A 13075-nucleotide genomic window follows, 5' to 3' on the forward strand; every position below is an offset into this window, starting at 1 on the left:
GGCCTAGCCCGATCCCTACTAACCGATTCCGATTCTACCCCGCACCGCCCGGTGTCGGGGGTGTTCGTCGTACGCCGAGGAGGGCACCGACATGACCGAAGACCCGAAGCAGATGCCGCGTGACGTGGTGATCGACCGGCAGGCCGGGGAGATCCTGATCGACGGTGAGCCACTGCCGTATCTGATCGCCGAGGAGGGGCCGTCGATCACCCGGATGGGTGACGACGTCATAAGTGGCGTGGACGCACTCGTGGTCGTCCCGATCATGGTGCTCGCGTCGGACCTGCAGATCATCGCGCGCGAGGGGTCGCAGTGCATCGTCCGTGAGGTCGACGCCGAGAGCGTGGGTGAGGAGATCGGCTCTGCCATTCTGCGGTCGGTTGGCATCGACGGTGACCTTCCGAAGGATGCGGCGTGACGGCGAACCCGGATCTCGAGCGGATCCGGCAGAAGCTCCGCGGCGGCAACAAGACCGAGCCCGAGCAGCCTGCGGATCCGTTCGTCCTGACCCGCGTCTACGAGCCTGAAGACGACGCCGACGACCAGGTGGCGCGGCGGCTCAAGAACGCCACCGCCCGCATCTTCGACGCGCTCGCCTTCGCTCGAGGTCCACGCGGCGAACTGCTGTTCATGCCCGACGACCTACGCCTGGGCATCGCATTCCACGCCGCCCGCGCCGGCATGGACCAGTTCGACGACCTGGCGGTCATCAAGGCCCGCGCACTCCCCGATCGTCCCGGCCAGTTGGCAGGCGTCGTCGATTGGGTGCCCATCGATGCCCCTGACGACCCGGATGCACCGGAGCGGATCACCGCGGTCGGCCCTTTGCCGGAAACCCCTGACCTCGAAGCGATGAACGACCGCGTGCCGTGGCACACGGACACCAAGATCGAAGGAGACTGGACATGAGCATGCCCGTTGCCGGTGCGCCGTTCCACATCAAGGACTGGCTGAACACCATGCACATCTTCGGAGTCTTCTCCGATGAGGACACGCCTGGTGTCTCGACTGCCACCTTCGAGGGTATCGACGACGACCTCGTGGTCACGGTCCCGGTGATGAAGGGCGATAAGGGCGACGACGGTATGCCGTCGCCGGTGGTGGTCCTGCAGCGGGACTACACGGCGGTGCCGACACCCGCCGATCTGCCACAGACCCTGACCGAGGCGGACGCAGGTAAGGCGTGGTGGTTCCCAGGCACCGCCGAGGCGTACGTGTGGTTCGGCGACCGGTACCTCACCCGCCCCCTCGGCGCCGAGGGCCGACCGGGTCCGGTGCCGCAGCTGTCGTTCAGCATCGAGCGGAAGGCTCCGGGGACGGGGACGACGATCACGCAGACCGGTTCTGCTGCGGCGCCGCATCTGCATATCGCGGTGGATCCGCCGGCTGGTCCGCAGGGTCCGGCGTCGGCGATCAGTCTCGCGTCGGACTACAACGATGCTCTGCCGCCGGATAACGGTCAGGTGCTGACGTGGAATCAGGCGCTGAACAGCGGTAACGGCCTGTGGGAGCCGTCGGATTTCGCGTCGATGCACCCGATGTTCTTCTCCATCCCGGAGAACGCGTTCACGAACATGTCGTCGATCATCTCGGGGCGCATGACGATCTTGTCGTTCGCGATGCCCGCGCTGGATTACGCGTGGGTGCCGCACATCACGGGGCATTTCAAGGCCATCGGTATCGACCTGAACATTCTGGATCCGTTCAAGATCGGCGCTGAGGTGCGGATCGGCGATCCGATGAACGGGACGCTGGTCGCTCGTGGTGTCGGCAACATCGCGCAGGAGTGCACGGTGACGCCGCACTTCTCGAGCCCGGGTGATCCGGGTGTGTCGGTGTCGCCGGATAACGGTGTCGCGCAGATCGCGGCGGGTGTGGCGACGACGATCAACGTGAACCTGGTGAATGACGGTCTGATCGGCCTGTACTCGTTCAACCGGCAGAACGCTCAGCTGGCGGTGCTCTGCATCCCGCAGGGGGCGTGACCATGGCTTACGAAGTGGTGAAGTCGGCGGTTGTGCCGGTTCCTCGCGAGATGTTGGGCACCGAGGATGAGCGGGTTCTGATCTGGCTTGCTCGGGAGTCGTTCATGAACTTCGCGGCCGGTCAGTGCCTGGAGTTGGCGGAGTGGCGCGACCTGGGTGAGCTGCCGGCGGACGAGATTCCGCCTGCGCAGGAGACGACGCACGGCAGCCCGCATGAGACGCACGCGTGGCGCCGCTTCGAGGGTGTGATGCGCCGCCCTGCCCCTCCGTCGATGACTGATGTGCACGCAGCTGGTGGCGCGATCGTGGCGGATGAGGGTGTGCCGGTGGAGGTCGCGCGGTAATGCCTGCGTCCTTCGAGATGCGTGGCACTGCTGTCACGCACGACCCGAACCTGCGCCTGGACTCCTCGCTCGGGAAGCTGCCCGCGTTCGACCCGATCAAGCTGCTAGAGGGCTTCATCGACATGTTCATCGAGGTCATGGAGGACATTCCGATCCTCGGTGACCTAGTGAAGGTGCTGAAGGAGCTGCTGGATACGAACGGCAACGGGCACCTTGAGCTTGAGGATCTGCTGGGGCTGCTGACGGGCCGCGGGATCCTCGATGGTCTGGCGGCGCTGTTCGGTGGCAACAATGGCCTTCCGTTCGGTGACATCTTCGCGGGTTTGCAGCAGATGTTCGGCGGCCTGACTCCAGGTGGCAAGTTCGATGCGGCCGAACTGATCGGCGACCTGCCGATGGCGATCGTCAACACGCTGCGTGGTCTGATCTCGGCGGTGTTCGATCTGGGGTTGCTGCGGATCACGCCGAACATGATCTTCGGCGGCAACTCCGACAACCTGCTGTTGGCCTCGGATTTCAAGGCCGCGGAGTCGATGGTCGTTGGTGATGGCTGGTTCTGGGATGGCGTTGAGGGGCGTACTGCTCCGGGGTCTGCGAAGGCGACCGCGAGCGGCAATCGGCTGGTGCAGCTCTCGAATCTGGTGCGTGTCGAAGAGGGCCAGAAGATCGACGTTGCTGGCTGGGTGAAGTGGTCTGGTGTCGCCGGGTCGGGTGATGCGTTCCGTGTGGAGTGCCAGTGCTACAACGGCGCTTCGTCTGCGGCGTCTATGCCGGTGGGTGTGATTTCGTCGCCGGCTGCGTCTGGTGGTTGGCAGCAGATCAACGGGCAGGTGACGATCCCGTCTGGTGTGGATGGTGTTCGGGTTCGGATCGCGGTTGAGGCTGCGGTGACAGCGGGCTCTGTGTGGTGGGACGACGTGACCGCGGTGCGCGTGGGCACGATGCCGCAGAACTTCATCACCAACCTCATTCCCGACCTCGCGGGGCTGTCGTCGTTCATCCAGGACGTGATCGACAGCATCATGAACGGCTTCGGCTTGTTCGGCAGCGGTTTCGGGCTCGGCTCACTGCTCGATCAGATCGAGAAAGTGTTCACTTCGGACGGTTCGATCCCGCAGGCGAACCTGCCGATCGTCTCGGATGTCATCAAGGGCATCACGGGGTTCCTGTCGGGTCAGGGTTCGTCGTCTTCGTCGAACGTGCTGGCCGACATGCTCGGCGCATTGAACCTGTTCACGGGGTCAACGAACACGACTGCCACGACGGCGGATTCGGCGCAGGGTGTTGGGTCGAATGCGCTGACGAACACGGTGTCGATTCAGGCGCAGGTGTCGGGACTGGTGGATCGTGCTGACGCAGGGTGGACCGCTCGCCCGTTGTATGCGTCGATGGACTACACGGCCGATAGCACCTTCGAGAAGGGGAACATGGCCGCGGCGATGTCGTCGGGTCCGCACACACACTTCTTCTCCGGGACGACCAGCAACCCTGGAAACCACACGCACACGTACCAGTCAGGTGACAGCATCACGATTGCGACCGGCGGTAGTGGTGGCCACGTTCACACGATCTCTGGTTCCACCGACTCGACGGGGTCATCCTTAACTCCTGCGGTGGTGAACAGTTCGACGGCGTTCCTCGGCTACATCCGCTGCGGTAGCGTGCAGGAGAAGCGCCTGTTCACCTTCCTCGCTCGATCCTCGGGCACCGTGTCCACGTTCAACCTCGACGTGTACCGCATGGCCTCCGACGGCGGCCTGACACTCGCGTACAGCTCCGCGAACTTCGCGGGCGCGATCACGGGCGTCCTCGGGTGGGTGCAGCACGCCATCCCCTCCGGCACCGCGTCGGTAGCGGTGCAGCCTGGCGACATCATCGCGATCCAGCTCCGCATGACCGGAACCGGGTCCGTCTCCCTCGGCGGCATCACCACACCACTGCCGCTGAACCCGGCAGGCTGGTACCCACTCCGCGAGAGCGCGGTGCGGAACCCATCCACGCCCGCGCCGTCCACGATCGCAGCAGGCACAGCGAACGCATCGCACACCTCCACGGCGATCCCGTACATCGAAGCGGGAATCGACACCGGCCTAGCAAACGCACCCCTGTCGCTCGCCGACAACTTCAACGGCTCCCTGTCCCAGTACTGGCTGATGACCGGCTCCAACTCCCTGGTGATCGCGTCCAACAACCTCGGCATCTCCCAGACCGGCACATCCGGCTCGACAGGCGTGTCGTGGGGCAAGTTCCAGAAGCAGGTCAACACCGACCAGTCGAAGGTCGGGTTCACCACCACCTCGCCGAATGGTCAGCGGCAGATCGTGTGGTTCCACGGTTCCGGCCCGAACGATCATGTGGGGTTGGAGATCACGTCGAGCTACGCGACGCTCTACACGATGGCCGGCGGGACTCGGACGCAGCGGGCACAGGTGGCGATCTCCACCGCCGCCGCCACCTACGAGATCCGGTATGCCGCGGGCACGAAGGTCTACTCAGTGTGGCGGAACGGCTCACAGATCACATCGTGGACCGACTCGGGAAACACCGCCCCAACCGGTCTCGGCAACCGGTACGGCGGCGTCGCGCTCGAAGGCACCCGCACCGGCTGGTTCGGACTCTCCTTCGACAAAGCCAACCCCATCGACGACTGGCTCCTCGCGGACATCTGATGACCTGGTCCCCAACCCCCACCCTGCCGACAGATCCGATCCGTCAGGGCTGGTCACCCAGTGGCCCGGTCGTGCAGATCGACGTACGCCTCGGATGGTGGCCGGAAACCTACCTGTCCATCCAGCCAATGTCGGCAGCAGCCACCGCGCACACACCGTCCATCGTCAGCGGCGTCATCATCGCCGCACCGACCATGCAGGCAAACGGCACCCTACGACAGCCCAAGGATCTCGACCCCACCATCGTCCCCGCTTCGATGCTGGCGGGCGCGGACATGCTGCCATCCACGGTCACGTCGGACGCGACGCTACCCGCGAACACTATGGCCGCGACCAGCGAACTACACGCTCCCATCGTCGAGTCCGGTGTGCAGATCGACGCGGCCACCATGACCGCCGACGCCACCGCAACGGCACCCGCCGCAGCATCCGGCATCGGCATCCCCGCCATCAACCTCGACGCGACCGCCGACCTACTCGCGCCGACCGCCGAAATCCTGAACATCGTCACCGTCAAGGTGCCGACCATCGGAGCGGGCGCACCAGGATTCCCGTACGAGTTCCCGTTCCCGCTCGCCGACCCATCCGAGCGCGGCACGGTCGCGGAGTTCCAAACCCCCAACGCGGGTACGTCCTACGTGGTGACGAGCATCCCGATTGTGACCGCATCGGCAAGTGCTGGCGACCCCGGCGTGGTGTCGGGTGCCGGGATCAACCCGGCAGCGTTCACCGCCACGGCCGCAGTCGCGCTGCCCGCCGCACAGTCCGGTGCCACCGCACCCGCGCCGACGGCGACCGCGTCCGCAGCGTCCACCACGCCCGAGAAGATCGGCATGTCCCCGATCACCGCGACCATCACGAGCACGCAAACGTACACGCTGCCCGGCTGGTTCCGGCTCGGTGTTGATCTCGTGGACGTGATCCCTTACGGCGGCGGATCAGGCACTAAGGGCACGGGATTCTTCTTCCCCGGCAACGGCGGCGCAGGATCACCGTCGTCTGCGCTCGGAGTCACCGGCAACGGCGGCGCATCCTCGTCGAGTACGTCGCTGAACAACGCGTCGAACACCACGTTCAACGGCAACACCTACGCGCCGGGCAGCTCGTACGCGCGTGGCGGCAACCCCGGAACATCCGGCACCGGCACCGTCTCGCCCACGTCGGCATCGTTCACCGTCACCGTCGGCGGCGGTGGCACAGCAGGCAACACGGGCGGTGGCTCATCATCCGCAGGCGTCCCAGGAGTCGTCTACCTACGCATCTACCAGGCATAACAAGGGAGCATCATGATCGCCAAGTACTACGGTCTCTATTTCAAGAGCCTCTCCGAAGCCAAGATCAACCTCGCAGCCGACACGATCAAGGTCATGCTGTGCACCAGCGCGTACACCCCAGATCAGGACACGCACCAGTTCAAATCCAGTGTCACGAACGAGGTGTCAGGAACCGGGTACACCGCTGGCGGCGCAACCATCACAGGCGTCTCCGTCTCCTACAACGCGAGCACCAACGTCCTCTCCTTCGACGGCGGCGACGTGTCCTGGTCGCCCGCAACGCTCATCGGAGCCAACGCTCCCCGGTACGCCGTCATCTACGACAGCACCCCCGCCACCGACGCCACCCGCCCCCTCATCGGCTACATCAACTTCGAGACCGACGACTACGCCCCCAACGGCGGCACCCTCACGATCCAGTGGAACGCGGGCGGCATCGGCTCGGTCACGGTGAACTAGCCATGCCACTTAAGAGCACGTGGATCGCGGGGGAGGCGTTCACCGCCGACGACGCGAACGCGGTCGCTACCGACGTGAACGCGAACACGATCGCAGTCGCAGGAAAGGTCGACGGCACCGATCCGCGACTGACGGACGCGCGGACACCCACCGCGCACGTCCACGCGGGCACGGACATCACCACGGGCACCGTCGCCTACGCGCGGCTACCCGTCGGCACTGCGGCGTCTACGGTCGCAGCGGGCAACCACGTCCACGCAGGTTCCGCGATCACCTCGGGCACAGTGGCGTACGCCCGCCTTCCCGTCGGGACGGCAGCATCGACGGTCGCGGCGGGCAATGACTCGCGGATCGTCGGCGCGGTACAGGCGGGGGATTCGGCCCTGACGGACGCCCGCCGCTCCCTCGGTCCGACGGTCGAGTCCACCGCCTCCTCGGGCACCCCGACACCCGCGATCACCTCGGCCTCGCACCAGTACAACCTCACGGCGCTCGCGGCGAACGCGACGTTCGGCGCACCGACCGGCACCCCCGTGGACGGCGGCACGCTCATGCTGCGGGTGAAGGACAACGGGACGGCGCGGACGCTCGCGTTCAACGCCGCCTTCCGCGCGCTCGGTATCACCCTTCCGACGACGACCACCGCGAACAAGACGCTCTACATCGGCTGCCGCTGGAACGCCGCCGATAGCAAGTGGGACGTCCTCGCAACGGGTGTTGAAGCCTAATGTCCACCACGTTCATCGGCTCCCAGGGTGGAAGCTTCGGCGGAACAACCGTCACCATCCCCGCCCACCAGGCGGGCGACCTCATCGTCATGTTCGTGCTCTACACCGGCACCCTCACCCCGCCCGCGGGGTGGACGCTCGTCGGCACAGGTCCGTATGCCACCGCGCAGACCGCGATCTACTACCGGTTTGCGACCAGCACATCTGACACGTCCGGGACATGGACAGGTGCGGCCCTCCTGGCGAACTTCACCTACCGACAGGCGGCACCCTCCACCATCCCCACGGCATCGCCTGCAAACGGCAACAGCGCCACGATCTCGTTTCCTGAACTCACGGGGCACTCCGCCTACCTGCGGATCGCCTACCCCGCAAGCGGGGCGGCGGCGTCAGGGTGGACCAACCGACCGACCGCGAACGTGCAAGGCGTTGATGCTCTGGCCGCCTCTGGTGCCGCATCCGCTGTGGGCGGGAACACGACGACCATCTCCTCCCAGGACTGGGTGTCGTGGACGGTAGGCCTCAGTGTCGCCCCGGCAGGCAAACCCGGCGCCTTCTTCCAGTTCTTCTAACCCCTCTCGAGCCCCGCGCCCAGCATCCGGCGCGGGGCTTTCGCGCCGAGCAGTGGTGCGGCCCTATAGATTCCAGTAGAATCAAGACGAGGCCGGGTGCGCGCCAACGCATCCCGACCTCTGACCCACTCACTTGAGCGAAGCAAGGAGGGGCTATGCAGCAGCATACCCAAGGTGAAGTCTGGCTCCCAGTCGTCGGGTACGAGGGCTACTACGAGGTGAGCACCGAGGGAAGAGTCCGCAGCGTGGACCGTGTCATCGTCACGCGCGATGGCACTTCACGCAGGCAGCGAGGCGTGGAGCTGCAAGGGAAGGCTGCTCGGTCCGGCTACATCTACGTGACCCTGAGCAGTGGGGACGCCGTGTACGCAGCAGTGCACCGACTGGTTCTGGAGGCCTTCGTCGGACCATGTCCCGAGGGTATGGAGGCCTGCCACTTCAACGACTCAGCGAGCGACAACCGGCTCGAGAATCTCCGCTGGGACACCCATGATCGGAACGTCGCGGATCGCGTTCGCAACAAGCAGGAGTGCATCCGAGGGCACGCGCTGATGGAGCCGAATTTGCGGCGTTCGGCGCTCGCCAGTGGGAAGCGGCAGTGTCTGGCGTGCGACCGCGCCCGGAAGTACACCGACCGGCACCCTGAGCAGCTAGGCGACATGCGGCGACTCGCCGACGAGCGTTATGCGGAGATCACCGCCGCCAACAAGTAAATACCCAACCCTACCCGGAAGGCCTCCTGGAATTGATCAGGAGGCCTTCTCTCGTACCCCAAGGAGGCCCCCGTGCCCGACTACCGCACCGTCACCGCCGACTACACCCGGCTCATGAACAAGCACTTCACCCCCGGACGCGGCGGCCAGACCATCCAGTTCATCACCCGCCACCACAACGGCGGAGTCTCCAACACCGACCAGACCTGGAACACCTGGCAGACCCGCGAAGCCTCCGCCCACTACCAGATCGAGACCACCGGCCGCGTCGGGCAGCTCGTCAACGACCGCGACACCGCATGGGCCAACGGCGACAGCACCGCCAACGCCCGCACCATCGCCATCGAGCACTCCAACGACGGCAGCCCCGACTACGGCATGACCGACGCCACCGTCGTCGCGGGCGGCAAATGGGCTGGTGCCCTCTGCTGGTTCTACAAGCTCGGTCGCCCGAACTACGGCACGAACATCCGCGACCACCGGAACTTCTACGGCACCGCCTGCCCGTACCACCTCGCCAACGGCGGCAAGTACCACGCCCGCTGGATGAAGGCGGCGCAGGACCAGTACGACCTCATGACCAACGGCACCACCCCGACGACAGGAGCACTCATGGCACTCACCGACGCTCAGCAGAAGCAGCTTTTCGACCGCGTGAACTACATCTTCGACCAGCTCTGCGGACCCGGTGACAGCTTCGGTGGATGGTCGCAGACAGGGTCACGTACGGCCGTCGACACCATCGCCGCCATCGCCGCGAAGGTCGGCGTCCCCAACACCCGCGACACGAAGGCGAGCTGACCATGGCCCACCGCGCACCCGAGCAGTCGAACACCGTCACCGACGTAATCGCCTGGCTGACTCCCGACCGCCGCCGCAAGCTGTACGTCGTCCTCACGCTCATCGCCCCGCTGCTCGTCGGCTACGGCGTCATCGAGGAGCAGCAGGCCGCGCTGTGGCTGTCGCTCGCGAGCGCCATTCTCGTCGGCGGCATCGCGGCTCTCCACACCCCGAAGGCTGCGCCGCTCGTCGTCTGGGGCGGGCAGACCGAGGGTGAGGCGTACATCCCACTCGCCAACGAGCACAGCAAGAACCTCCGCGAGTGACCGGCCCCATCGGCGCCGACTCCTGGATGGACGTCGCCGCCTACGCCGTCGTCGGCATCCCCGCCCTCGTCGCCAGCCTCGGTGCCCTCCGCGTCGCCAAGAAGGCCAGCGCCAAACAGGAGGCCATCGGACAAGACGTGTCCGTCGTCCGAGAGCACGTCGCCAACACCCACGAGTCCAACCTCCGCGCCGACGTCGACAAGCTCCTCGTCGGCATGGTTGAGGTCAACCGCGCCGTCGGACGCATCGGCGACGAGGTCCGCGACGAACGTGCCGCGAACGCCAGCGACCGCCGCGAGATGTGGGCACACATCCGACGGCAGGACCGGATCGCCGACAAGCACCACCCCGACGAGCCTTAACCCCCCACCACAACTGAATACCGACAGCCCCGCGCCATCCCGGCGCGGGGCTTCTTGTCGCGCCGAGTGACGCCCCGCCACCTCGGACCCAGCGACTGTGAACGGGGCACCAGCGCACCACGGAGGTGCCTTATGTCCAGCCCCAACTACCCCGCACGCTTCACCGCCGCCTGCTCCATCCCCTTCGTCGTCATGGCAGGCATGAGCATCGTCATCCAGCCACCCGCCGCGCAGGCAGCACCGTGCCCCGCCACGATGAACTTCTCAGTCGGCGGCGTGGGCGATCCCGCGTCCACCAACACCCCCGGCGTGCCAGCGGGTCCGCGCACCAACGTCCCCTGGCCTGCCACCGTCGACAACAACGCCGTCGCCGTCGGGCAAACCAACCTCACCAACGCTGTGAACAACTTCCGGGCACAATGCCCCGGATCCCACGTGACTGTGACCGGCTTCAGCGGCGGTGCCTTGATCGCGGGCAACTGGCGCGACGCCAACCCGGGCATTCAGAACGCGAACGTCATCCTCGTCGCTGACCCCCGCGCGAACGGCGGCATCTCCTCGGTACTTCCGAGCGTGCCCTTCTGGTTCACGAACGCCGGCCCGCGTCCTGCGTCGCCGGTTCCCACCTCCAATGTGTGCCGCAACGACGACTTCATCTGCAACATGGGCAACCCGCTGCAGGATCCGATCCACACGCTCAACACGTTCATCGCGTGGAACTTCGGCAACCCCGCCGGCAGCCACGGCTACACCAACCGCGACGTGAACCCCGCGCCCGGTGAGCATGTCCTGCCGAACCGACAGGCTCCCGTGATCCCCGAGGTGGTGAAGGTGCCCGTGAAGGTGCCGACGCCGCGCCAGATGAGCCCCATCGAGCCGTTCGTGTCCGGCCAGGTGCAGAAGCAGTGGACACCGCCCGCCGTTGCACGAGGCACCGCAGCCCGGAACGTGGCTGAGGTTGTGCCCCCGGTGGTCGCCGCCGCACTGCCCCCGCAGGTCGGCCAGCTCCTCGCGGGCATCCCGCTCCCGCACTGACGCAGCCAGGCAACTGACACAATGTGACAGCTCTTGTCACTGCCGACACAAAGCCGCCCCGTCTTCGGACGGGGCGGCTTTCGTTGTTTCAGGTACTACTAAGCTGCCAAGCATGAATGAACTTGGCTCGAATCTCGGTAGAGCGCGCGGGCACATATGCCCTGGTAGGCGCCGATTCTTAGCCCCAGAATGCGGACCGCGCGCGGTATGCCTAGCAAGCTTAGCATGAGTCGCGCCGTTGCGCGGTCACCACCGCTCCATCCACCTCGGGTGCAGCACGTGCGTCACGTACCCGCAGCCGCCACACTCGTACGTCCGGCACGGTGGGTTGTGCTGGTTGTCCCAACCGACCAGGCCGCCACCACCGCGCACGAATGGAACCGATCACCAGGCTGGTGCGTCTAACAGGTATGGACCCCATCGCCGAGGTGCTGCACGACTACTACATCGCGACCCTCGGTGATGGGGTGCGCGATGACGTTGGAGACGCCCGGGTAGTGGCCGCGATCCGGGCAGCTACCTGTCCAGCATCTTCCCGAACGTGCCCTCGAGGGCCGCGCGAGTCTGCTCCTGACTGACATGCGCGTACATCCGGTGAGCCGCTGCCGTCGAGTGTCCGAGTATCTGCATCCGCACATCTTCCGTGACACCCGCCTCAAGCAGGAGGGTGGCCGCAGTGTGTCGCAGCCCATGCTGCTTCACGCCCTCGATCCCCAACTCCGCGCACAGTTGATTCCATGCCGACGTGTCGTCCTGCCGGCGCAGCGGACGACCACCATCTCGCGTCCACACAAGGCCGCGACCGCCCGACAACTCGCGATGAGTCCGCAACACCTCAACCAGTGGGTCTATCAAGGGCACCACGCGAGACCGCTTCGTCTTCGTCTCCACCAGGCAGGCGGTCTTCCAAATCGGACGCAACAGCACACCGGGAGCCACCGCGAACACACTCCTGGGATAGACGACCCCCTGAGGGTGTACATCCGGCTTCAGCTTCTGCCATTGCAGCGCCCATGAAACATCCATCGTGCCCGCCTCGAGGTCGATTCGGTCCCACTCCATCCCGAGTAGGTCTTCCTGGCGTGCCCCGGTGAACATGGCCGTCGCCCACCTCGACAGCGCCGCTGCCGCCTCGCCGCGAGCCTTGTCGTTCTCTGCAGCATCAACCTTCTCGCCCAGGTGCCGTAGAACCATCTGCGCCTGATTGAGCGTCAACGGTGCGCGCTCCTCACGCACCACGCGCGGCGGATCGACGCGCTTCACGACGTTCGCAGGGATCCGCCCTTGAGAGACTGCCGAGTCGAGGATCGCCGACAACGTCCAGTGCACATTGAGCGCTGTGCCGGTCTTCAGCCCCTTCCCGCCCGCAGACTTCGGGGACACCAACATCTCGGTCAGATGCAACACGTCGGTCGGGGTGACGCGCTCGAGCTTCTTGCGTCCGAGTGCAGGCACGATGTGATTGTTGGTGTACGACCGCACCGTCTCGAGCGCCTTCGGTTGTCTGGTGCGCGGGGCGATGGTTGTAAGCCAGTGCTCGCACCACCACTTCATCGTGACGCCGCCACCCTCGGCGAGAGTTCCGTTCTCGGCGTCAGTCCGCAGCTTCCGCAGCTTCGACATGCAGTCGGTCTTGGTCTTCGCGATCACTGTCCTCCGCCGGCGGCGTCCATCGCCGCTCGGTGGTAGTTCTATGGACCCGACCCATTCGCCACTACTCCGCTGGTAGAGAGCGCCGTCACCCTTGGTTCGCCTACTCATCTACACAGCCAATGACACAGCCTATGGGATGTCCCAGGACTGATATTGCCTGTCCTCTACTGACCTC

At 65.8% G+C, this 13075-nt stretch carries 15 protein-coding genes; 14 read left to right on the top strand and 1 reads right to left on the bottom strand.

Annotated features, from left to right (window positions below):
• Positions 1 to 91 precede the first annotated feature (91 nt).
• From ACLQ3K_RS20155 to ACLQ3K_RS20220, 14 genes are all read left to right on the top strand, one after another.
• On the top strand, positions 92 to 418 hold the full coding sequence (locus tag ACLQ3K_RS20155) for a hypothetical protein (RefSeq protein WP_426001269.1): 327 nt from the start codon (positions 92 to 94) through the stop codon (positions 416 to 418).
• Positions 415 to 909: a phage gene 29 protein family protein gene (locus ACLQ3K_RS20160; protein WP_426001270.1), complete on the top strand. Its 495-nt coding sequence runs from the start codon at positions 415 to 417 to the stop codon at positions 907 to 909. The genes ACLQ3K_RS20155 and ACLQ3K_RS20160 overlap by 4 nt, the downstream gene beginning before the upstream one ends.
• A complete protein-coding gene (locus ACLQ3K_RS20165; protein WP_426001271.1) occupies positions 906 to 1985 on the top strand; it encodes a phage tail protein in 1080 nt (359 codons plus the stop codon). The genes ACLQ3K_RS20160 and ACLQ3K_RS20165 overlap by 4 nt, the downstream gene beginning before the upstream one ends.
• Positions 1986 to 1987: 2 nt before the next feature.
• Entirely contained in the window at positions 1988 to 2329 is a 342-nt protein-coding gene (locus ACLQ3K_RS20170; RefSeq protein ID WP_426001272.1) for a hypothetical protein, read from the top strand.
• Positions 2329 to 4998, top strand: coding sequence for a hypothetical protein (locus ACLQ3K_RS20175; protein WP_426001273.1), 2670 nt, complete (start codon positions 2329 to 2331; stop codon positions 4996 to 4998). Before ACLQ3K_RS20170 ends, ACLQ3K_RS20175 begins: the two co-directional genes overlap by 1 nt.
• 128 nt (positions 4999 to 5126) lie before the next feature.
• Positions 5127 to 6272 (top strand): hypothetical protein, encoded by a 1146-nt coding sequence (locus tag ACLQ3K_RS20180; RefSeq protein ID WP_426001274.1) that lies wholly within the window; start codon positions 5127 to 5129, stop codon positions 6270 to 6272.
• Positions 6273 to 6284: 12 nt separating this feature from the next.
• The gene (locus ACLQ3K_RS20185) at positions 6285 to 6731 is read left to right on the top strand and encodes a hypothetical protein (protein ID WP_426001276.1); all 447 of its coding nucleotides are present in this window, start codon (positions 6285 to 6287) and stop codon (positions 6729 to 6731) included.
• Between the two features lie 2 nt (positions 6732 to 6733).
• A complete protein-coding gene (locus ACLQ3K_RS20190) occupies positions 6734 to 7459 on the top strand; it encodes a hypothetical protein (protein WP_426001278.1) in 726 nt (241 codons plus the stop codon).
• The gene (locus tag ACLQ3K_RS20195) at positions 7459 to 8031 is read left to right on the top strand and encodes a hypothetical protein (protein ID WP_426001279.1); all 573 of its coding nucleotides are present in this window, start codon (positions 7459 to 7461) and stop codon (positions 8029 to 8031) included. Before ACLQ3K_RS20190 ends, ACLQ3K_RS20195 begins: the two co-directional genes overlap by 1 nt.
• Before the next feature lie 155 nt (positions 8032 to 8186).
• Positions 8187 to 8744 carry an NUMOD4 motif-containing HNH endonuclease gene (locus tag ACLQ3K_RS20200; RefSeq protein WP_426001280.1) on the top strand — a complete coding sequence of 186 codons (558 nt, stop codon included), beginning with the start codon at positions 8187 to 8189 and terminating at the stop codon, positions 8742 to 8744.
• Between the two features lie 72 nt (positions 8745 to 8816).
• Positions 8817 to 9545: an N-acetylmuramoyl-L-alanine amidase gene (locus ACLQ3K_RS20205; protein WP_426001282.1), complete on the top strand. Its 729-nt coding sequence runs from the start codon at positions 8817 to 8819 to the stop codon at positions 9543 to 9545.
• Between the two features lie 2 nt (positions 9546 to 9547).
• Positions 9548 to 9850: a phage holin gene (locus tag ACLQ3K_RS20210; protein ID WP_426001283.1), complete on the top strand. Its 303-nt coding sequence runs from the start codon at positions 9548 to 9550 to the stop codon at positions 9848 to 9850.
• The gene (locus ACLQ3K_RS20215; RefSeq protein ID WP_426001284.1) at positions 9847 to 10212 is read left to right on the top strand and encodes a hypothetical protein; all 366 of its coding nucleotides are present in this window, start codon (positions 9847 to 9849) and stop codon (positions 10210 to 10212) included. The genes ACLQ3K_RS20210 and ACLQ3K_RS20215 overlap by 4 nt, the downstream gene beginning before the upstream one ends.
• Before the next feature lie 132 nt (positions 10213 to 10344).
• Complete coding sequence (locus ACLQ3K_RS20220) at positions 10345 to 11247, top strand: cutinase family protein (protein ID WP_426001285.1); 903 nt, start codon at positions 10345 to 10347, stop codon at positions 11245 to 11247.
• Positions 11248 to 11763: 516 nt separating this feature from the next.
• On the opposite strand, the gene ACLQ3K_RS20225 is transcribed toward ACLQ3K_RS20220, so the two are convergent.
• On the bottom strand, positions 11764 to 12897 hold the full coding sequence (locus tag ACLQ3K_RS20225) for a tyrosine-type recombinase/integrase (protein WP_426001286.1): 1134 nt from the start codon (positions 12895 to 12897) through the stop codon (positions 11764 to 11766).
• Between the last annotated feature and the right edge of the window lie 178 nt (positions 12898 to 13075).

Source organism: Tsukamurella sp. DT100 (genome assembly GCF_049844855.1).
Lineage (GTDB): Bacteria > Actinomycetota > Actinomycetes > Mycobacteriales > Mycobacteriaceae > Tsukamurella.